Annotated in this window: 24 protein-coding genes; 12 read left to right on the top strand and 12 right to left on the bottom strand. The window is 70.2% G+C overall.

Going from position 1 to position 18,379, the window contains the following annotated elements:
• Position 1 precedes the first annotated feature (1 nt).
• A complete protein-coding gene (locus ACIBI9_RS08520; protein WP_397221303.1) occupies positions 2-391 on the top strand; it encodes an RNHCP domain-containing protein in 390 nt (129 codons plus the stop codon).
• A 42-nt stretch (positions 392-433) separates the two neighbouring features.
• Here ACIBI9_RS08520 and ACIBI9_RS08515 read toward each other — a convergent pair whose 3' ends face one another.
• The gene (locus ACIBI9_RS08515) at positions 434-826 is read right to left on the bottom strand and encodes an NUDIX domain-containing protein (protein ID WP_397221302.1); all 393 of its coding nucleotides are present in this window, start codon (positions 824-826) and stop codon (positions 434-436) included.
• A 263-nt stretch (positions 827-1,089) separates the two neighbouring features.
• Between ACIBI9_RS08515 and ACIBI9_RS08510 the strand changes: the two genes are divergently transcribed.
• Entirely contained in the window at positions 1,090-1,470 is a 381-nt protein-coding gene (locus tag ACIBI9_RS08510) for a hypothetical protein (RefSeq protein WP_394490201.1), read from the top strand.
• A 52-nt stretch (positions 1,471-1,522) separates the two neighbouring features.
• Here ACIBI9_RS08510 and ACIBI9_RS08505 read toward each other — a convergent pair whose 3' ends face one another.
• Complete coding sequence (locus ACIBI9_RS08505) at positions 1,523-2,398, bottom strand: tetratricopeptide repeat protein (RefSeq protein ID WP_397221301.1); 876 nt, start codon at positions 2,396-2,398, stop codon at positions 1,523-1,525.
• Between the two features lie 19 nt (positions 2,399-2,417).
• Positions 2,418-3,857, bottom strand: a complete 1,440-nt coding sequence (locus ACIBI9_RS08500) for an aldehyde dehydrogenase family protein (protein WP_397221300.1) — start codon at positions 3,855-3,857, stop codon at positions 2,418-2,420.
• A gap of 205 nt (positions 3,858-4,062) precedes the next feature.
• On the opposite strand from ACIBI9_RS08500, the gene ACIBI9_RS08495 reads away from it, so the two are divergent.
• Positions 4,063-5,037, top strand: a complete 975-nt coding sequence (locus tag ACIBI9_RS08495) for a class I SAM-dependent methyltransferase (RefSeq protein WP_397221299.1) — start codon at positions 4,063-4,065, stop codon at positions 5,035-5,037.
• Here the strand turns inward: ACIBI9_RS08495 and ACIBI9_RS08490 are convergent.
• Positions 5,027-5,212: a hypothetical protein gene (locus ACIBI9_RS08490; RefSeq protein WP_397221297.1), complete on the bottom strand. Its 186-nt coding sequence runs from the start codon at positions 5,210-5,212 to the stop codon at positions 5,027-5,029. The genes ACIBI9_RS08495 and ACIBI9_RS08490 overlap by 11 nt on opposite strands.
• Positions 5,213-5,277: 65 nt before the next feature.
• Between ACIBI9_RS08490 and ACIBI9_RS08485 the strand changes: the two genes are divergently transcribed.
• From ACIBI9_RS08485 to pgeF, 3 genes are all read left to right on the top strand, one after another.
• The gene (locus tag ACIBI9_RS08485) at positions 5,278-5,574 is read left to right on the top strand and encodes a tripartite tricarboxylate transporter permease (RefSeq protein ID WP_397221296.1); all 297 of its coding nucleotides are present in this window, start codon (positions 5,278-5,280) and stop codon (positions 5,572-5,574) included.
• Between the two features lie 109 nt (positions 5,575-5,683).
• Positions 5,684-6,454, top strand: coding sequence for an enoyl-CoA hydratase/isomerase family protein (locus ACIBI9_RS08480; RefSeq protein ID WP_397221295.1), 771 nt, complete (start codon positions 5,684-5,686; stop codon positions 6,452-6,454).
• 23 nt (positions 6,455-6,477) lie between these two features.
• A complete protein-coding gene (gene pgeF / locus ACIBI9_RS08475; RefSeq protein ID WP_397221294.1) occupies positions 6,478-7,185 on the top strand; it encodes a peptidoglycan editing factor PgeF in 708 nt (235 codons plus the stop codon).
• Between the two features lie 13 nt (positions 7,186-7,198).
• Here pgeF and ACIBI9_RS08470 read toward each other — a convergent pair whose 3' ends face one another.
• Complete coding sequence (locus tag ACIBI9_RS08470) at positions 7,199-7,498, bottom strand: hypothetical protein (RefSeq protein ID WP_397221293.1); 300 nt, start codon at positions 7,496-7,498, stop codon at positions 7,199-7,201.
• Between the two features lie 15 nt (positions 7,499-7,513).
• Here ACIBI9_RS08470 and ACIBI9_RS08465 point away from each other — a divergent pair, with 15 nt between their 5' ends.
• A complete protein-coding gene (locus ACIBI9_RS08465; protein WP_397221292.1) occupies positions 7,514-7,837 on the top strand; it encodes a hypothetical protein in 324 nt (107 codons plus the stop codon).
• Positions 7,838-7,849: 12 nt separating this feature from the next.
• Here ACIBI9_RS08465 and ACIBI9_RS08460 read toward each other — a convergent pair whose 3' ends face one another.
• The 4 genes from ACIBI9_RS08460 to ACIBI9_RS08445 are packed head-to-tail and all read right to left on the bottom strand — an operon-like array spanning position 7,850 to position 10,648.
• Complete coding sequence (locus tag ACIBI9_RS08460) at positions 7,850-8,200, bottom strand: hypothetical protein (RefSeq protein ID WP_397221290.1); 351 nt, start codon at positions 8,198-8,200, stop codon at positions 7,850-7,852.
• A 26-nt stretch (positions 8,201-8,226) separates the two neighbouring features.
• The gene (locus tag ACIBI9_RS08455) at positions 8,227-9,384 is read right to left on the bottom strand and encodes an ATP-dependent DNA ligase (RefSeq protein ID WP_397221289.1); all 1,158 of its coding nucleotides are present in this window, start codon (positions 9,382-9,384) and stop codon (positions 8,227-8,229) included.
• Positions 9,368-10,102, bottom strand: a complete 735-nt coding sequence (locus tag ACIBI9_RS08450; RefSeq protein ID WP_397221287.1) for a pyrimidine reductase family protein — start codon at positions 10,100-10,102, stop codon at positions 9,368-9,370. The genes ACIBI9_RS08455 and ACIBI9_RS08450 overlap by 17 nt, the downstream gene beginning before the upstream one ends.
• Before the next feature lie 45 nt (positions 10,103-10,147).
• On the bottom strand, positions 10,148-10,648 hold the full coding sequence (locus tag ACIBI9_RS08445; RefSeq protein ID WP_397221286.1) for a GNAT family N-acetyltransferase: 501 nt from the start codon (positions 10,646-10,648) through the stop codon (positions 10,148-10,150).
• Positions 10,649-10,823: 175 nt separating this feature from the next.
• Between ACIBI9_RS08445 and ACIBI9_RS08440 the strand changes: the two genes are divergently transcribed.
• Positions 10,824-11,237, top strand: a complete 414-nt coding sequence (locus ACIBI9_RS08440; protein WP_397221285.1) for a hypothetical protein — start codon at positions 10,824-10,826, stop codon at positions 11,235-11,237.
• On the opposite strand, the gene glgX is transcribed toward ACIBI9_RS08440, so the two are convergent.
• Together glgX and ACIBI9_RS08430 are read right to left on the bottom strand one after the other, a co-directional pair.
• Positions 11,191-13,311: a glycogen debranching protein GlgX gene (gene glgX, locus ACIBI9_RS08435; RefSeq protein ID WP_397221284.1), complete on the bottom strand. Its 2,121-nt coding sequence runs from the start codon at positions 13,309-13,311 to the stop codon at positions 11,191-11,193. The genes ACIBI9_RS08440 and glgX overlap by 47 nt on opposite strands.
• A 112-nt stretch (positions 13,312-13,423) precedes the next feature.
• Positions 13,424-13,849, bottom strand: a complete 426-nt coding sequence (locus tag ACIBI9_RS08430) for an OsmC family protein (RefSeq protein ID WP_397221282.1) — start codon at positions 13,847-13,849, stop codon at positions 13,424-13,426.
• A gap of 150 nt (positions 13,850-13,999) precedes the next feature.
• On the opposite strand from ACIBI9_RS08430, the gene ACIBI9_RS08425 reads away from it, so the two are divergent.
• The 4 genes from ACIBI9_RS08425 (at position 14,000) to ACIBI9_RS08410 (ending at position 16,886) form a co-directional block, all read left to right on the top strand.
• Complete coding sequence (locus ACIBI9_RS08425) at positions 14,000-14,557, top strand: sigma-70 family RNA polymerase sigma factor (RefSeq protein WP_350722683.1); 558 nt, start codon at positions 14,000-14,002, stop codon at positions 14,555-14,557.
• Complete coding sequence (locus tag ACIBI9_RS08420; protein WP_397221281.1) at positions 14,557-15,447, top strand: maleylpyruvate isomerase family mycothiol-dependent enzyme; 891 nt, start codon at positions 14,557-14,559, stop codon at positions 15,445-15,447. Before ACIBI9_RS08425 ends, ACIBI9_RS08420 begins: the two co-directional genes overlap by 1 nt.
• Before the next feature lie 594 nt (positions 15,448-16,041).
• Entirely contained in the window at positions 16,042-16,206 is a 165-nt protein-coding gene (locus tag ACIBI9_RS08415; protein WP_397221280.1) for a hypothetical protein, read from the top strand.
• A 107-nt stretch (positions 16,207-16,313) separates the two neighbouring features.
• Entirely contained in the window at positions 16,314-16,886 is a 573-nt protein-coding gene (locus tag ACIBI9_RS08410) for an HD family hydrolase (protein WP_397221826.1), read from the top strand.
• A gap of 29 nt (positions 16,887-16,915) precedes the next feature.
• Here the strand turns inward: ACIBI9_RS08410 and ACIBI9_RS08405 are convergent, their stop codons facing one another.
• Positions 16,916-18,253: an ankyrin repeat domain-containing protein gene (locus ACIBI9_RS08405; protein WP_397221279.1), complete on the bottom strand. Its 1,338-nt coding sequence runs from the start codon at positions 18,251-18,253 to the stop codon at positions 16,916-16,918.
• Positions 18,254-18,379 lie beyond the last annotated feature (126 nt).

The raw sequence follows: 18,379 nt of genomic DNA, 5'->3' as shown, positions 1-18,379 counted from the left end.
CATGCCCAGGAGGAACCCGGCCCGGGAGAGGGCTCAGCAACGCAAGAAGGCGCATCACCCGGACGCGTTCCGCTGCGTGTCCTGCAGGCTGGACGTCCCGATGATCGCGCCGGGCACCGCCCACCGCAACCACTGCCCGCACTGCCTGACGAGCCTCCACGTCGACCGTCGCATCCCGGGGGACCGCCGCGCGGCCTGCCGGGGCAGGATGGCGGCGCTGAGCATCACCGTCCGGCCGAACGGGGAGTGGCTGATCATCCACCACTGCCAGTCCTGCGACGAGCTCAGCGCCAACCGCATCGCGGGTGACGACAACGCGCTGGCCCTGCTCCGCATCGCCATGCGCCCTCTGTCCGCGCCCCGCCTCCCCTTGCCTGCCTGGGCGGGGTAGGCCTCGATGCCCGTCCGGGTGGCCCCGGACGGGCATCGGGGGTCAGCGGAGCCGGCCGTCCTGGTGGAGGTCGTCGAAGATGATCTGGTCCACGGGCGCCACGCGGTCGCGGTCGGCGTAGGTGAGCCAGACGACCTCCTCGATCTCGCTGCTGGGCGTCGGCGTCCCCTGGTGGTCGGCGGTGTAGCAGGTCATCTTCACGATCACGCCGTCGGCGTGGCCGTCCGCCTGAGCCTGGTACGTGCCCAGGTGGACGGCGGTGGCGGGGACGATGGCGACCGACAGCTCCTCGTCGATCTCGCGGACGAGGGTGTCGAGGTCGCTCTCGCCGGGTTCGCGCTTGCCGCCGGGGAGGTAGTAGATGGTCTTGCCCCGCGACCGGGTGCTGAGGATCTTGCCGTCCGCCAGGTGGATCCACGCGATCTTGTCAATCATGCCGACCATCATGCATGGATCCATCCGCATTTCTCCCCCTTGGAGAGTCATCGGATGGTTGGTCATTTCCTGCGACGGCGCGGCTTACATACGTCATCCCCGCAGAGATCTCTGGCACTCCCGAGACAGAGAAAACCACACCCAGAGCGTTCTCGCCGATCATCGCGATCTCGAACTACCTGCGACGATGTCCTCAGAGGAAGCGGAGATCCGCGTCATCGGGGCACGGAATCCCTTCCGAGTACATGCAAAGGCAGGAGTACGTGGACATAGAGGCGGAGATCCGCGCATTGAAGCTCCGCATCGACGCGTTCGAAGCGATCGTGCGTTCCGGCGACGCAGATTCTGACGACTACAGCCATGCCCACCTGCGAACGGGGAGACGTACACGCGTGAAAGGCTCGCAGATCACCTCGGCGGAGATCGCCGTCGCCGAGATGCGGGCCGAGATCGCGGATGTTCAGTTGGAGATCTCCCAGGACTTCGCGGCCCTGGGCGACGAACTGACCGGCCTTCGACGGCAGACCAACGATCAATTCATCTCCGCTCGCGCGGAGATCCTCGGCGTATTCGATTCCCTGCGGCACGACATGGTCGACCTCGGCCGCAGGCTCGATCGGTTGCTGGAGACCCGCAACGCATAGACGGGGGCGCGGCCAGGTCGAGCACCTGGCCGCCACTCCCGCCCGCTCGAAGTCAGTCGCCGAACTCCAGGTGGAGGGCCCGGGTGAAGTCGGAGATCGCCTCCTCGTGGCGCTCCATCTCCTGCAGGATCTCCCCGCGTACGCGGAACGCCCAGATGTACTCGGGGTCCAGCTCGATCGCCCGGTTCAGGTCGCTCAGCGCCGCCTCGTTGTCGCCCAGCTCGCTCAGCACCGCGCCCCGGCTGCCGTAGGCCCGGTCGTTCTCGGGGTCCAGCTCCACCGCGCGGCTCAGGTCAGCCAGCGCCTCCTCGTACCGGTCGATCATGCGGTACGCCTCGCCCCGCCGGCTCAGCGCGCGCACATACTCCGGGTTCGCCTCCAGCGCCTTGGTGTAGTCCTCGATGGCCTCGGCGTAGAGGTGCATGCGCTGGTACAGGTCGCCGCGGGCGGCCCAGGAGTAGGGGAGGTCCTCGTTCAGAGCGATGATCTTGGCGTGTTCCTCAAGCGCCTCGTCCAGGCGGTCCAGGTCCACCAGGACGTCGGCCTTCGCCTCAAGGATCCACAGGGAGTCGGGGGAGAGGGTGAGGGCGTGCTCGAAGTCGGTCATGGCCTCGTCCAGCCGACCCATCGCTGCGTACGTCTGGCCCCGGGAGCCCAGCGCGTACGCGCTGTCCGGCTCCAGCTTGAGCGCCTCGTCGAAGTCCTCCAGCGCGGTCTCGTAGCGTTCGATGACGCGATGGCTCTCGCCGCGCAGCCGCCAGGCGCGGGCGTTGTCCGGTACTAACGCGATCGATTCCGTCAGATCCGCGATCGCGGCGTCGTACCTCGACAGGGCGATGTACGATTCGGCGCGACTGCGCAACACGGACGCACGGGACTGCGCGGCTGCGTCCGGCAGCTCGGATTCGTCCTTGATCCCCTCGCTCATGAGGCGTAAATCTATCCGACTAAATCTGGATTATGGCCGCCTTTTCGCGGGTGTACTCGAGGACCGAATCGTGCCCGTACCCGCTGTCCTTGACGCCCCCGAACGGGAGGCCGGGCGGCATCTGCCGGAAGGTGTTCACCCACACCGTCCCGCTCTGCAGATCGCGCACGAAACGGTGCGCCCGCCCCAGGTCACGCGTCCAGACGCCGGCCGCCAGTCCGTAGCGGGAGTCGTTCGCGATCGCCAGGGCCTCCTCGTCGGAGGAGAACGGCATGGCCACCGCCACCGGGCCGAAGATCTCCTCCTGGCAGAGCCGGAGCGAGTTGTCCGTGGTCGTGTAGAGAGTGGGGGAGACCCAGTAGCCGCCCGGGAGGCCGGGCACCACCTCCGCCCCCGTCCGCCCGCCGAAGAGCAGGCTCGCCCCCTCCTTCTCGGCCAGCTCCAGGTACGACCTCACGTGCTCGTACTGGGCCGAGGAGACGATCGGGCCCATGGTCGTCCGCAGGTCGAGGGGGTCGTCGAGCACCAGATCGGCGCAGATGCGCGCGATGCGGTCCAGCATCTCGTCCCAGATCGAGTGGTGGATGAGGATGCGGGAGCCCGCCACGCAGACCTGCCCGGCGTTGCCGGTGTAGACGGAGTTCACGGTGACGCCCTGGGCGGCCGCGTCCAGGTCGGCGTCGGGGAAGACGATGTTCGGGGACTTGCCCCCGAGCTCGAACGTCAGCGGCTTCAGCGCGTCCGCCGACGCCCGGGTGATGGCCTGGCCGGTGGCCGTCGAGCCGGTGAGGCTGATCTTGGCGACGTCGCGGTGCCGTACCAGCGCGTCCCCCACCTCCTCGCCGAGGCCGCTGACGATGTTCAGCACGCCGGGCGGGAACACCTCGGCCAGCAGCTCGCCCAGCCGCAGCACCGACGCGCTCGCCTGCTCGGCCGGTTTGACGATCACCGTGTTGCCGGCCGCCAGCGCGTACGCCGCCTTGGCCGAGAACGTGGAGATGGGCGAGTTCCACGGGATGATGCAGACCGCCACCCCGTACGGCTCCCGCCGCGTCAGCCCGAGCGTGTCCGGGCCGAGGATGACCGTGTCGCCCTTGGCCGCGTCCAGGCACTGCCCGGCGGCCAGCTGCCACAGGTAGGCCATCCCCGGCAGGTCCTTCTTCAGCGTGTCGCGCAGGATCCGGCCGTTGTCGCGCGTCTCCAGCCTGGCCAGCTCTTCGGCGTTGCGGGCGAACACCTCCGACACCTTGCGCAGGTAACCCGCCCTGGCCAGGGCGGGCAGCGCCGACCAGGAGGGGAAGGCGCGCCGGGCCGCCGCCACGGCCGCCTCGGCGTCGGGCGCCCCGCTCGCCGGGATCCGCGCCCACACCTCCCCGGTGGCCGGATTGACCGAGTCGAGGAATCTGCCGTCGCTCGCGGGGACCAGTTCGCCGCCGATGAGATTGCGATAGTCAGGCACGAACCAAGCATATGCTTGCTTGTCATCATTCGCCATGAAGCCCTAAGAACACGTAAAGTGCCCGGATCTTCACGCATAGCGATCCTTCGTGTCGGGGAAGACGCTTCGCATGGCATATCGACTGTTGGGCCGGTTGGTGTATGGCTCCCGATACGACGGAGTTCCCTGGGCGCAGCGGGTGTACGTCCGTCCGGGGGAGCGTCTGGTGCGCGAGGCGCAGTGGCAGCTGCTGACCACGCGGGCCCCGGTCATGGAGCTGACGGACTACCGCAGGCTCAGGCCGCTGAAGGCGAACGAGGAGTTCCTGGCCTGCATGATGTGCGGGGAGTCCCGCCAGCAGCCGCTGTACGAGCCCTCCGGCAACGGCTGGCACTATCACGTCGTCCGCTGCCCGTCGTGCGGCTTTCTCTACCGCAACCCCAACATCCTGCCCGAACGCCTCGGCGACCTGTACGCCACCGGCTACAACTCCTTCCTGACCGGCTCGTACGCCGCCAACCGGCAGCGCCGCTACGAGCTGACCATGAACGCGTTCTCGCCGGTGTTCGACGAGGGCAAGGAGCGCCGGCTGCTCGACTTCGGCTCGGGGGCCGGGCTGTTCCTGGAGCTGGCCGAGCGGCGCGGGTTCGACGCCTGCGGGGTGGACCTGTCGCCGGAGTCGGTCGCCCAGGCCAACGAGCGGCTGAGCAGGGCGCGCGCGTATTTCGGCGCCCCCGAGGACGTGCCGGAGATCGCCGGCGGCGGATTCGACGTGATCACGCTCTGGTCGGTGCTCGCGCACCTGCCCAGGCCGCTGGACGACTTCCGCAGGTTCCGGCAGCTGCTGGCGCCCGGCGGCGTGCTGCTCATCATGACCGTGAACGCCCAGTCGCTGCTGCTCAAGGCGTACGGGCCGGCGTGGAGCGGTTTCACCAGGAACCACCTGATGTTCTACTCCTCGTGGACCGTGCGCACTCTGCTGAGGCGTACCGGCTTCGCGGGCGTCGCCTTCGCCCCGCACTACGGCGACACGGTCGAGGCCGGCACGACCGGCCTGCCCGGCCCGCTGAGGCGGAGGCTGCGCCGCAACGTGGAACTCAGCGACGGCGGCAACATGATGCGCGTGCTGGCCTTCGCCGACGAGGAGGCGATCGGCCGCTGGGGCGGCGGCGCGTTCACCGTCCACCGCCTCAGCCGCTGAACTCCTCGTCGTAGATCACTTCCGCGCTGCCGAGCGTGGTGCGGCGGCCCATGTCGTCCTCGCCCCACAGCTCCAGCTCCGCCCGGTTCCCGGCGGTGGACACCACCCTGCCCCGGCACGTGTGGGCGCGGTCGCGGAAGTCCATGCCGCGGTAGCTGACCTCCAGCACGGCCACGGGGCTGCCCCGTTACACCTTCGGGGACGTGGACCTGCTGTCCGGGTTGCCGTCTCGTCCAGGTGATGATCGGGCTGTTCGCGGCGGGGGAGGTGCTCTACCAGATCAGGCAGGGCGCGGCCGAGCCCATCCGGGCCCGCTTCAGGGACCTGGTGATCATCCGGGAGGAGCTGTCCCGCTCCAAGGGGGCGATCGCCCGGGGGAGCGTGATCGGCTACCTGCTCCCCACCCTCGCGCTGGGCATCCCGGACGGCGCGACCACGGCCGTGCTGCTGGGGGCGTTCACGATGTACGGGATCCACCCGGGGCCGCTGTTCGAGAAGGCGCTCGTGCAGACGTCCACGATGGGGACAGCGACCTGACGATCATCCTCACCCGGCCGATCGCGCTGGCGGTGCTCGTGCTGGCCGCCCTGCTGGCGGCCGGTCCCTCACAGCTGAAGCTCATCCCCCGAAGAGTCAAGGAGACGGTGTGACCGAGCTTGTCGTCGTCGCCGACGGGCCCGTGCTGCGGGTGACGTTCAACCGGCCCGAGCAGCACAACGCGCTGACCTGGGCGATGTGGGACGGTCTATATGACGCCTGCGAGCGGGCGGACGCGGATCCCGCGATCAAGCTGCTCGTGTTGTCGGGGGCCGGTGGGCGGGCCTTCGTGGCGGGCACCGATATTTCGCAGTTTTCCACCTTTGTCGACGGGGACGACGGGATCGCGTACGAGCGCAAGGTCCAGCGGATCATCGACCGGCTCGAACGCGTCAAGGTGCCCACCGTGGCCGTCGTCCAGGGCTACTGCGTGGGCGGGGGCCTGGTCGTGGCCGCCGCCTGCGACCTGCGGCTGGCCGTGCCGGGCGCCCGGTTCGGGGCTCCCATCGCGAGGACGCTGGGCAACTGCCTGTCGATGAACACGTACTCGCTGCTCGTCCACCACCTCGGCCCGGCCCGCACGCTGGACATGCTGCTGCGGGCCCGCATGTACACGGCCGAGGAGGCGCACGCCGCCGGGTTCGTGGCCGAGCTGTGCGCCCTCGACGACCTGCCCGCGCGGCAGGCGGAGGTGGAGGAGCGGCTGCTCTCCCACGCGCCGCTGTCGATGTGGGCCGCAAAGGAGGCGGTCAGGCGGCTGCGCGTGGCCGGCCTGCCGGACGGGGACGACATCGTGGCCACGGTCTTCGGCAGCGCCGACTTCCACGCCGCCGTCCCCGCCTTCCTCGCCAAGGAGCAGGTCACCTGGCGGGGCCAGTGAGCCTCGCGCTCTAAGATCGAGCCATGGAGCTGGCCCCTGGAGTGCGTGTCGCCGTCACCGATCGCCACGGAGGGGTCAGCGCCCCGCCGTACGGGTCGCGCAACCTCGGCGGGATGGTCGGCGACGACCCGGAGGCCGTGCGGGCCAACCGGGCGGGGGTGGCGGCCGAGCTGGGCGTGCGGGGCATCGTGTTCATGCGCCAGGTCCACAGCGCCGACGTCGCCTACGTGAGCGAGCCCTTCGGGGACGATCCGCCCGCGCTCGACGGCGTCTTCACCACCGAGCCGGGGCTGGCGCTGGCCTCGCTCGGGGCCGACTGCCCGGCGGTGCTGGTGGCCGACCCGGTGGCGCGCATGGTGGGCGCCGCGCACTCCGGCCGCCCCGGCACCGAGGCCGGCATCGCGACGGCCCTGGTGGCGGCCATGGCAGGCAAGGGCGCGGAGCCGGGCCGGATGCTCGCGCTGGTCGGGCCCGGCGCGTGCGGCCGCTGCTACGAGGTGCCCGCCGAGCTGCGCGAGCGGGTGGCCTCCCGCGTGCCCGAGACGTGGTCCACGACGTCGTGGGAGACGCCCGCGCTCGACCTGCGGGCCGGGATCGAGGCCCAGCTGCGCGCGGCGGGGGTCCAGGACGTACGCCATGACGCCCGCTGCACGATCGAGTCGGCGGAGCTCTACTCGCACCGCAGGGAGCAGCCGGGCGGTCGTTTCGCCGGGCTCATCTGGCTGGCATAGGGCCTGTTCCCCGTCATGAGGACGGATCCTGTACGAGGAGGTCGCTCGATGCCTTGGTGATGGCCCCGGCCCAGCGCGCCGACGACTGCACGGTCAGCTCACGTTTGCGCGCTGCCCAGGTGTGGGAAGAGCGCTCCAGCCCGTCGGCACATCGGGCTTTCAGATCGCGCGAGGCCGGCGCGCCCAGATGAGCGCCGACCAGGCGCAACGCCTGCTCGTCTGCGGGGGTGAGGTGCTTGAGCCGGTCGCGTACGGCGACACCGGACGGGCCGGGCACCACGAATGCGGGGGCGATCGGGCGCGGCTCAGCCATGCTGGAGGACCTCCGATGCAAAGGCAGCGCGGTCGGTGGCCAACGGGCGGGTGGGGGCGTGTCGCGCTGGCGACCGGCCGAGGGCTGGAGTTCTACGAGGAGCAGCGCCGGCCCGTCACGAACAACGTCGTGCCGGCCAACCGCAAGGACGGGGCGGAGGTCGTCCTGAAGCTGGCCCACCAGCGCGCCCCGCGGGGTTTCACCGACATCGAGGACGTCCTGCCGCTGGCCGAGTGCGAGGAGATCGCCCTTCGCCACAAGCAGCTGGCCGGCTTCGAGCCCGCCACGCTGAACGCACGCCGGAGCTGGTCGGTGGAGACCGACGCTTCCCCGGCGTGAACGACGGGCGTGTCAGCTGCTCTTGTCGCTCGACCTCCCCGAGTTGAAGATCACGTTGATGATGATGATCCCGAGCCAGATCGGCACCAGGTAGCCCGCCTTGTCGTCCCCCAGCAGGACCAGCAGGAGGGTGGAGATGGTGCCGAGGCTCAGCGACACGATCGCCAGGGCGAGCCGCTGCCCGTCGGGCGCCCGGTCGCGCACCGGCCCCTTCGACTCCCGCTGGGCGATGCGCTCGTCCACCCGCCGATCGACCTCTTGCCCCATCTTGTCGAGGAAGGACTCGACCACGGCATCCTCGAACTCCGGCCCGAGGTCGCGGCGGGCGGACACGGCCGCCTTTAACTCATCCCCTGTACTCATATGTCGAGATATAACGGGGTTTACGGCTACCGGGCAAGGATGTCGTCCAGGTTGTAACTCACGGGACGTTCGAGCTGCTCGTACGTGCATGACTCCGGCGTGCGGTCGGGCCGCCAGCGCCGCCACTGCGCCGTGTGCCGGAACCTGTCGCCTTCCATCTGGTCGTAGGCCACCTCGATCACCAGCTCCGGCCTGAGCGGGATGAACGACAGGTCCTTCTTGGCGTTCCACCGCGACACCGCGCCCGGCACCCGCTGCCCGCCCGTCGCGGGCCCGGCGGCGGGCTGGCCGATGTTGGCCGCCGCCTGCTCGGCCCAGTGGCCCCAGGGGTGCTCGCTCAGCTCCGCGAGGTACGGCTTGATCTCCTCGACCAGCTCAGCCCTGCGCGCCATCGGGAACGAGGCCGCCACGCCCACGTGGTGCAGCCGCCCGTCGTCGCCGTAGAGGCCGAGCAGCAGCGACCCCACGATCGGTCCCGACTTGTGCTCGCGGTAGCCGCAGATCACCACGTCGGCCGTGCGCTCGTGCTTGACCTTGAACATCGTGCGCTTGTCGGGCACGTAGGGCTGGTCGCCCGGCTTGACGATGATGCCGTCGAGCCCCGCGCCCTCGAACGTCTCGAACCACTCGGCCGCCTGCTCGTCGCTGGTCGTGACCGGGGTCAGCCGGATGGACGCGCCCTTTTCCGAAAAAATCCCCTCAAGTCGCGCCCGGCGCTCCGAGAAGGGCGCCTCCATCAGCGACTCGTCGCCCAGAGCCAGCAGGTCGAACGCGACGAACTGGGCCGGCGTCTGCTCCGACAGCAGCTTCACCCGCGAGGCCGCCGGATGGATGCGCTGCTGCAGCGCGTCGAAGTCGAGCTGCGTCCCCCTCGGCAACACGATCTCGCCGTCCACCACGCACCTGTCGGGCAGCTCCGCCCTGACCGCCTCGACCAGCTCGGGGAAGTAGCGCGTGAACGGCCGCTCGTTGCGGCTGCCCAGATAGACCTCGTCGCCGTCGCGGAACACGATGCACCGGAAACCGTCCCACTTCGGCTCGTAGAACAGCGAGCCGTTCTGCTTGGGCATGGCCTTGACCGGCTTGGCCAGCATGGGCGGCACCGGCGGGCGCACCGGCAGATTGGGCACCGGCTGCTCTTCGGCGGGCTCCGCGAGCTCGGTCGGCTCAGTCGGCTGGGTCATGGCTCTGCTCCCTGTTGTATTTGCAGAAGAGGACCCCCTCCTCTTCCAGCACCTGGCTGAGGCGCAGCGAGACCTGCGCGGCCTCGCCGTTGAGTATGCGCGCCGCGCCGCCCCCCACCAGCAGCGGGCTGATCGACAGGCACATCTCGTCGACCAGGTCCTGCGCCGAGAGCTGGGCGTTGACCCTGGGGCCGCCCTCGCACAGGATCCTGGTCAGCCCGCGCGCGTGCAGCTCCGTGACGGCCAGCGCCATGTCGACGCTCTCGCCCCCGGCCACGATGACGTCGGAGTGCCTGGCCGCCGCCTTGCGCCGCTCGTGCGGGGCGGCCTCGCAGGTGATCACGATCGTCCGGCTGGGGGCCTCGGTGAACAGCTCGTGGTCGAGGTCGAGGTCGAGGCTGCGGGTGATGACCGCGATGGGCGGCACCTCCGGCCTGCCCATGCGGATCTCCCCCCACGAGTCTCGCGGGGGGACGGGGCCGTACCCCTCCTTGCGCACGGTCGCGGCGCCCGCGAGGACGACGTCGGACAGGCCGCGCAGAGTCTGGAAGATCCGCTTGTCACCAGAGCTCGACAGCCCGCCCGAGCGCCCCTTCAGCCACGCGGCGCCGTCGGCGCTGGCCACCATGTTGAGCCGCAGCCACGGCTGCCCCTCGGGGTAGGCATACGCCTGCACGATGTCCGGGTTGTCCTGTATGTCGGGATAGATGCGCCGCACTCCTCTACCTTGGCACACCCCACCGACAGTTGGGCCTCGGGCTGGTCAGGCGGTGGTGAAGGAGATCCACACGTCCGGGGGGACGTCGGGCCGGTCGGACATGGGCGGGCGTTCCTCCGTCCACGCGTCACCGGCGATCTCGGTGGCGACGCGCCGCCAGAACGCGACGGCGGCCGTGTTCGAGTCCTGGAAGGCGATCTTCCAGGGGCCGGGGTGCCGGGAGATCACCTCCCGCACGACTGCCCTCCCGATCCCGGACCGGCGCGCGCCGCGTACCACGAAGAAGCTGTTCAGCACGCGCGCCGGGCCGGACAGCGCGCGCACGAGCGAGAACCCGACGGGCCGGTCGCCGCTGGTGAACAGGTAGGCCGCCCAGTCGTCGTCCTCGAGCGCCGCGCGCAGCCGGTCGCTGTGATAGGTGGCGTCGGGGGCGGGCAGCCCGCCCTGGAAGTCCGCCATGTCGTGGCGGAACATGAGCCAGAGCCGTTCGATGGTGGGGTGGTCCGCGGCGCTCACGGGCCGCACGGTTGCCAGAGAAGTGGTCATACAAACACGTTCCGGCCGGAAGCAACCTCCGGCCGGGAGGGTAAAGCTAGCAGATCCCGATCACCGTGCGAGCCGACATTTCGGGATACGGGGCGTATAGCACTTTTGTGTATCCAAGGACGCACGGGCGTTCACATGCTTACGGTGGCCGCAGGGGATGGGGGAGGGAGGCCCTGTGGGTCTGGTCACCGCTGTCGCGTGGGCGATCGCCGCGCTAGCCGGGGTGTACCTGCTCTACTTCTGGCTCTCGGGGGACGGGCTGCGCCGGGCCAAGGTCACCCGATTCCCCGCCGCGCTGGTGTTCTCCCACCCGACGCTGGCCGTGTCGGCGCTGGCGTGCTGGGTGGCCGGGCTGGTCACGGGGAGCAGGGCGCTGGCGTGGGCCGCGTTCGGAGGGCTGGCGGTGTCGGCGCTGCTGGGGTTCGCGATGTCCACGCGCTGGCTCGGGGCCGGGCGGCACACGATGGGCGGGCGTGGATTCCCGGTGCTGGCGGTGACGCTGCACGGCCTGGCGGGGGTGGCGACGTTCGCGCTGGTGCTGCTCACCGCGAGCGCGGCTGGCGGAGGACCTGGAGGGAGCGGGCCGTGACGGCGACGAGGTCGCCGGCCTGCCAGCCCTCGTCCACGAACGCGTCCTCCATCGTCTCGTGGCTGGTGTCGAGCACGGGCACCCAACCGGTGCCGCACTCCTCGCCCGGCAGCGTGAACGGCATGTTCTCGTGGTGGGCGTTGATGAGCAGCAGGAACGAGTCGTCCACGATCCGCTCGCCCCTCGGCCCCGGCTCGGTGATGGCCTCGCCGTTGAGGTAGACCATGAGCGACTTGGCGTAGCCGATGTGCCAGTCGCCCGCCGTCATCTCCGTGCCGCCCGGGGTGAGCCAGACCAGGTCGCGCTTGCCGTCGTCGGGATGGCGGCCGTGGAAGAAGCGGCGGCGCTGGAAAACCGGGTGCTCACGGCGCAGCTTGGACAGCGCCCTGACGAACTCCAGCAGCTCCGGCTCCGTGTGCAGCATCGACCAGTCGACCCAGGCCAGCTCGTTGTCCTGGCAGTAGGCGTTGTTGTTGCCGCGCTGGGTGCGGCCGAGTTCGTCGCCGTGGGAGAGCATGGGTACGCCCTGCGACAGGAACAGGGTGGCCAGGAAGTTGCGGCGCTGGCGGTGGCGGAGCTGGACGATGCCGGGATCCTCCACGGGGCCCTCGGCGCCGCAGTTCCAGGAGCGGTTGTCGTTGGTGCCGTCGCGGTTGTCCTCGCCGTTGGCCTCGTTGTGCTTGTGGTCGTACGAGACCAGGTCGGAGAGGGTGAAACCGTCGTGGCAGGTCACGAAGTTGATCGAGGCGACCGGGCGGCGGCCGGAGGACTCGTACAGGTCGGCGGAGCCGGTCAGGCGGGAGGCGAACTCGGGGAGCGCGGAGTGCGTGCCTCTCCAGAAATCTCGCACGATGTCGCGATATTTGCCGTTCCACTCCGTCCACAACGGCGGGAAATTCCCGACCTGGTAGCCGCCGGGCCCCACGTCCCACGGTTCGGCGATCAGCTTGACCTGCGAGATCACCGGATCCTGCTGGATCAGGTCGAAGAACGCGCTCAGCCGGTCGACGTCGTGCAGCTCCCTGGCCAGCGCCGACGCCAGGTCGAACCGGAACCCGTCCACGTGCATGTCGAGGACCCAGTAACGCAGCGAGTCCATGATCAGCTGCAGCGCGTGCGGCGAGCGTACGTTGAGGGAGTTTCCGCACCCGGTGTAGTCGAGGTAGTAGCGCCGGTCGCCGTCGTGCAGCCGGTAGTAGGCGGCGTTGTCGATCCCCCGGAACCCGAGCGTGGGCCCCATGTGGTCGCCCTCGGCCGTGTGGTTGTAGACGACGTCGAGGATGACCTCGATGCCCGCCTCGTGCAGCGCCCGCACCATCGCCTTGAACTCCAGCACCTGCTGCCCCCGCGTCCCCGCGCTGGAGTAGCCGCCGTGGGGCGCCAGGTAGGCCATGGTGTTGTAGCCCCAGTAGTTGGTCAGCCCGCGGGCGACCAGGAAGTGCTCGGGGATGTAGTGGTGGACCGGCATCAGCTCGACCGCCGTCACCCCCAGCGACAGCAGGTGATCGATGATCGCCGGATGCCCCACGCCCGCGTACGTGCCGCGCAGGTCAGGCGGCACGTCGGGGTGGCGCATGGTGAGCCCGCGCACGTGGGCCTCGTAGATCACGGTCTGGTGGTACGGGATGCGCGGCGGCCGGTCGTTGCCCCACTCGAAGAACGGGTTGATGACCACGTTCTTCGGCATGTAGGGGGCGCTGTCCTCGGTGTTGCGCCGGGAGGGGTCGGTGAAGTAGTAGGGGAACAGCGCCTGGTTCCAGGTCAGCTCGCCGTCGATGGCCTTGGCGTAGGGGTCGAGCAGCAGCTTGGCGGGGTTGCTCCGGTGGCCCTGTGACGGGTCGTGCGGGCCGTGGACGCGGTAGCCGTAGCGCTGGCCCGGCTGGATGCCCGGCAGGTAGCCGTGCCAGACGAACCCGTCGACCTCGGGCAGGTCGACGCGCTCCTCGGAGCCGTCGTCATGAAAAAGGCACAGCTCGACTCGCTCGGCGACCTCGGAGAACACCGAAAAGCTGGTGCCAACGCCATCCCAGGTGCCGCCGAGTGGATAGGGTTCGCCCGGCCAGACCTCGCGCATGTGGCCCAATTGTCGCACGCGAACACGCTCTTGGTCTCTCAATGCGCCGATCACCCTCCGTACCGTGGTCTCCACGTGCCCGGCCCTCGGGCCGGGCAGGTCGCGGGGACCGTCAGAGCAGCTCGGCGTTGAGCGTGATCAGGGTGCCCGTCAGGGCCTTGCTGACCGGGCAGTTGGCCTTGGCCGTCTCGGCGGCCTCCGCGAACTGCTCGGCCGAGATGCCGGGAACGTGGCCCTTCACCGTGAGCACGATGCCCGTGATGCCCTCACCCGGCTGGAACGTCACGTCGGCGCTGGTCTCCAGCGACTCCGGCGGGGTGCCCGCGCCTGCCAGCCCGTGCGAGAGCGCCATCGAGAAGCAGGAGGAGTGGGCGGCCGCGATGAGCTCCTCCGGGGACGTCTTGCCGCCGGCCTCCTGGGACCTGGACGGCCAGGAGACCTCGAACGTGCCCACGCCCGAGGTGTCGAGCGATACGGTGCCCGAACCGTTGATCAGGTTGCCCTTCCACTGGGTGGTGGCGGTGCGAGTGGTGGCCATGACGTGCTCCCTCCGTACTGGTCCTCCGACCTTATCGCGCGCCGGCAAAGAGCCGGCCTCTCGGTCATCCGGCTCTACTTTTCCGGCGAATAATGACATGCTCGGGTCGCGGCGCACCCGCCGCCTTGGTCCGGATTACACGGGAGTGTGGTGCCAGTGGAGGCACCGTACGACGACCGCCTGCTGCACCAGCGGGTGGTCGGCGGCGACGAGTCCGCGCTGGGCGAGGTCTACGATCGGCTCTCCTCGCTGATCTTCGGGCTCGCGCTGCGGGTCACCAGGGACCGGGTGATCGCCGAGGACATCACTCAGGAGGTGTTCCTGGTCTTCTGGGAGCGGCCCCTGTCCTACGACCCGGAGCGCGGCACCTTACGCGCCTGGCTCGCGACGATCGCGCACCGCCGCGCGGTCGACCACGTGAGGGCCGAGGAGCGGCGGCGGGTGTCGGCGCTGGGACCCAGGCTGTTCGAGCGCGAGCCTGACAGACTGGAGGACACGGTCCTGGCCTCGGACGAGGCCAAACGGGTGCGGCAGGCGGTGACCTCGCTGCCCGACGGCCTCCGGGAGGCCGTGGAGCTCGCCTACTTCGGCGGCAGGACCTATCGGCAGGTGAGCGAGGAGCTGGGCGTGCCCGAGGGCACGGCCAAATCGCGCATCCGGCTGGCGCTGAGACGCCTGGCGGACGCGCTTGCGGAGGAAGAGGTGTAATGGATCCCCTCGAGCGCCTCTATCTGGACGCGATGATGGAGGACCCGGAGGTGCCGGCCCGCTCGTTGCGGCCCCAGCTCCTGGCCGGGGCCAGGGCCCGGCGCAGGCCCGCGGCACCCACCGCGGCCTGGGCGGAGCCGTATGCGGGCCGGGTGGCCGCGATGGACGCGCTGCTGACCTCGGCCGTGGACGACGACTGGTCGCGCGTGATCGTCGAGGGCTGGACCCTTCAGGAGCTCGTCGCCCACCTGGCCGCCAAGGACGGCCTCCTGGCCGCCTCCGTGGGCGCCCCCGTGCTGGGGCCGCCCATGGGCGCGACCGACTCGCTGGGGCGTACGAGCGACGTGCAGGCGTACGAGCGCACCCGCAGCCCCGAGCAGACGAGAAGAGACTGGCGGGCCCAGGCCGACGCCCTCTGCCGCCACCTGGCCGACCTGCCGCCCACGACCCCGGCCACCCTGGACGGCATGGAGGTCCCGGTACGCGACCACCTCCTGGCGCGGTGCCTGGAGACCTGGATCCACACGGCCGACGCCGCCCGGACCGCCCGGCTGCGCCTGCCCGACCCCGTCGCCGAGCACATCCACCCGACCGCCGACCTGTGCGCGCGCCTGCTGCCCTGGACGATGCTCCTGTCGGGCATGGACGGCTCCGGCCGCACCCTCCACCTCACCCTGACGGGCGCGGGCGGGGGCGAGTGGCAGGTGCCGCTGGGCGTGGAGGACACCCGGCCCGGCACGCCGGACGCCCACATCACGGCGGACGTGGTCGCGTTCTGCTTCCTGCTGGGCGGCAGGGGAGAGCCCGCCGAGTTCCCGGCCGAGCTGGCCGGCGATCTGCCGCTGGCCAGGGACGTCCTGACCTCGGCCCCGGCGCTCTCCGGCCCCTGACCTGCGGTGCTGTCCATTCTGGGGGAATTGGGCGGGAAATGCCCTGCGATATACCTCGAGGTCCTTTAAGTAACCGCCAAAACATCGTTTAATGACCCCGCCGGGTTTTGACAGGTTATTTGGGTTTACGGAGTTAGGCGAGAATACACGCATGGGTACGTCTGCCCCTGTCTGAGTGCCTGCGGAGATAGTGGGCGCTGGATTTCGGGCCGATCTACCCATGAACGGAAACGAATGCACGTGAACACTGAAAGTCGGCAATCGCGGACGCCACGCCATGGGCGGGCCGCGACACTAACTCTGGCCGGCGCCATCGTCGGCTCCCTGCTCCTTCCCACGGGGCTGGCGGCCGCGGCGAGCGCGGTGCCCAGCAGCGCCGCCGGCGTCGGGGTTTCCTCGAACGAGAAGCCGCCGCTCTGTGGCAAGCACTGCGGTCGTCGCGGATGGGGAGGATGCTGGCGCCCCTGGTGTGGCCCGTGGGGCTGGGGTGGCTGGGGCGGTCACCACCACCACCGCCGCCACGATGACGAGATCATCCGCATCCGCACTCCGCGTCGTGACCACCACCATCCGGTCCGGCACACGCAGCCGACGGTGCAGACGCCTCCCGTCAAGGAGGAGCCGGTCAAGCCGCCCGTCAAGGACGACGACAAGTACGAGGGCCCCGACGAGACGGGCCAGGACGAGACGGGCCAGGACGACAGCTGGTGGCCCAACGGTGACGACTGGCGCGATATCTTCGGCGGCGGCGACAATTAACCGGTGAGCTGAAACAGCTCCCGTTTTCGGAAAACGGTCGATGACAAATGCCGTGGCCGGCGAAACGGCCACGGCATTTGCCGTATGAGGAGAGGAGGGTCCTCGTGATGGACGACGTGACGGGACTGGCGGGGCTTCTGTACGAGTTCGGGTTGCTCAAGCGCTACAAGCGGACCGGGTGGCTGGTGGCGGGCGTACGGGATCCGGAGAGCATCGCCGAGCACTCGTTCCGCGCGGCCGTCATAGCCGGCGTGATCGCGAGGCTTGAGGGCGCGAATCCGGAACGGGCCGCGTTCATGAGCCTCTTCCACGACACCCAGGAGACCCGCATCACCGACATCCCGTACATCGGCAAGCGCTACCTCAAGGCGGCCTCCAACGAGGACGTCACCGCCGACCAGATGCGCGGCCTGCCCGCGGAGGTGGCGGACATGGTCAGCGACGCGGTGGGGGAGTACGAGGAGAAGGCCAGCCTCGAAGCCGTCTGCGCCCGGGACGCCGACAAGCTGGAATGCCTCATCCAGGCGGTCGAATACCGGGAACAGGGGCACCAGAACGTCCAGGGCTGGATCGACAGCTCCCTGGACGCCCTGACGACCCCGACCGGGAAACGGCTGGCCGAGGAGGCGCTGCGCACCGGCACCCTGGAATGGGTGACGCGCGTGCTCAACGGCGACTGAGCGCCCCTCGGCCCGGCGGTGGGTGCGGGTCAGCCGGTGACGGGCTGGGTGACGAGGTCCCGCTCGTACTCGTCGTCGCTCTCCGCCAGCACCCGCTCCACCCCCTGCGAAGCCCGCTCGTCGCCCCGCGTCAGCAGCCCGCGGGTGGCCTCGGCCACCGTGCGGAGGTCCGCGTCGGCGAGGCGGGCGGCCAGGGCCTCACGGATGCGGGGCGTGTCCTCGGACAGCCCGGCGAGCCCGGCGGTGGCCCAGTCGCGGACCTCCGTGTCCTCGTCCTCCGTCATCGCGATCAGCAGGGCCAGCCCCTCCTCGTGGCCCGGCGGCAGCACGTCGGCCAGCGCGATCGCGTCCGTCATCGTGCGCTTGTGCCCGGGACGCCCGATGACGTCCAGCACGTACGGCAGAGCCCGGGAGTCCCCCTGGTGCCCGAGCGCGGCCAGGACCGACCGCAGCACCTGCGGGTTGCCCTCCGTGGTGACCATCTTCTGCAGCAGCGACAGCGTCGTGTCGAGGTAGGGCTTCTCCCCCTCCGCGAACCCGAACTGGGCGATCGCGTCGACCCCGAACTCCCGCTCCCTGGCGTCCTCGCTGCCGCACAGCCGGACCAGCGCCTCGTACGTCTCGTCGTCCGCCCGCCTGCCCAGCGAGTCGGCCACGATCCACCAGGTCTCGGCGTCCTCGTCGATGTCGCGGTGCGCGACGGCCCGCGCCACGAGCTGCTCCACCGGCGTGTACGTGCCCGTCGCGTCCTCCAGCAGGGTCGCGACGGCGGCGTGGCCGCGCTGCGCCTGCACCTGCTCGCTCTCCGAGCCGTCGGCCGCGCGCCCGGCCACCGTGACCAGCTCGGTGCCGTCCTTGGCGTACTGGCGGGCCACGACGTACTCCCAGCCCTCCTTCTCGATCTGGTCGAGCAGCGCGCTCTCCAGGTGCACGCCCACCCAGGAGGCGGCGATCTCGAGCGGCGTGTCGCCGTCGCCGTCGTACTTCTCGGCATCGGCGCCCGCCTCCAGCAGCACCTGCACCACGCCCAGCGCGCCGCGCCTGGCGGCCAGCGTGAGCGGGGTGTCGCCGGACTCGTTGGCCGCGTCGACCTCCGCGCCCGCCTCGATCAGCGCCTTGGCGGCGGCGGCGTGGCCGTTGGAGGCGGCCCAGTGCAGCGCCGTCCAGCCGCCCTCCTCCCGGCCGTTCACGTCGGCGCCGGCCGTCAGGAGCGTGCCGGCCACCTCCACGCGGTCCCAGGCGGCGGCCGCGCACAGCGGCAGCCCCTCCTCACCTGGGCTGTTGGGGTCGGCGCCGCCGGCGAGCAACTTGCCCACGGTCTCGATCTCGCCGTTCAACGCCGCGCGGTAGAGCTGTTCCTCATGCATGACAGGGACCCTAGCCTGGTCCGGCCGCGCCCCGGGCCAAGCCAGAGCCCCGTGTCATCGCTTGGTACGCGCCAAAGCGGCGTCTGGGTTCAAACACCTACAAGGGATGACATGTTTTCCTTCTAT

This window comes from Nonomuraea sp. NPDC050451 (assembly GCF_044458585.1).
The sequence above is the reverse complement of the archived record's forward strand: the minus strand, read 5'-3'. Positions and strand labels throughout refer to the sequence as shown.

What these genes read in the sequence shown, in the direction of transcription:
- ACIBI9_RS08485 (WP_397221296.1), top strand. Translation starts at nt 5,278, where the DNA reads ATGATCGGGCTGTTCGCGGCGGGGGAGGTGCTCTACCAGATCAGGCAG.
- ACIBI9_RS08470 (WP_397221293.1), bottom strand. Translation starts at nt 7,498, where the DNA reads ATGGCTGAGCCGCGCCCGATCGCCCCCGCATTCGTGGTGCCCGGCCCG.
- ACIBI9_RS08520 (WP_397221303.1), top strand. Translation starts at nt 2, where the DNA reads ATGCCCAGGAGGAACCCGGCCCGGGAGAGGGCTCAGCAACGCAAGAAG.
- ACIBI9_RS08515 (WP_397221302.1), bottom strand. Translation starts at nt 826, where the DNA reads ATGATTGACAAGATCGCGTGGATCCACCTGGCGGACGGCAAGATCCTC.
- ACIBI9_RS08445 (WP_397221286.1), bottom strand. Translation starts at nt 10,648, where the DNA reads ATGACCACTTCTCTGGCAACCGTGCGGCCCGTGAGCGCCGCGGACCAC.
- ACIBI9_RS08420 (WP_397221281.1), top strand. Translation starts at nt 14,557, where the DNA reads ATGGATCCCCTCGAGCGCCTCTATCTGGACGCGATGATGGAGGACCCG.
- glgX (WP_397221284.1), bottom strand. Translation starts at nt 13,311, where the DNA reads ATGCGCGAGGTCTGGCCGGGCGAACCCTATCCACTCGGCGGCACCTGG.
- pgeF (WP_397221294.1), top strand. Translation starts at nt 6,478, where the DNA reads ATGGAGCTGGCCCCTGGAGTGCGTGTCGCCGTCACCGATCGCCACGGA.
- ACIBI9_RS08455 (WP_397221289.1), bottom strand. Translation starts at nt 9,384, where the DNA reads ATGACCCAGCCGACTGAGCCGACCGAGCTCGCGGAGCCCGCCGAAGAG.
- ACIBI9_RS08430 (WP_397221282.1), bottom strand. Translation starts at nt 13,849, where the DNA reads ATGGCCACCACTCGCACCGCCACCACCCAGTGGAAGGGCAACCTGATC.
- ACIBI9_RS08410 (WP_397221826.1), top strand. Translation starts at nt 16,314, where the DNA reads ATGGACGACGTGACGGGACTGGCGGGGCTTCTGTACGAGTTCGGGTTG.
- ACIBI9_RS08465 (WP_397221292.1), top strand. Translation starts at nt 7,514, where the DNA reads ATGCAAAGGCAGCGCGGTCGGTGGCCAACGGGCGGGTGGGGGCGTGTC.
- ACIBI9_RS08505 (WP_397221301.1), bottom strand. Translation starts at nt 2,398, where the DNA reads ATGAGCGAGGGGATCAAGGACGAATCCGAGCTGCCGGACGCAGCCGCG.
- ACIBI9_RS08405 (WP_397221279.1), bottom strand. Translation starts at nt 18,253, where the DNA reads ATGCATGAGGAACAGCTCTACCGCGCGGCGTTGAACGGCGAGATCGAG.
- ACIBI9_RS08460 (WP_397221290.1), bottom strand. Translation starts at nt 8,200, where the DNA reads ATGAGTACAGGGGATGAGTTAAAGGCGGCCGTGTCCGCCCGCCGCGAC.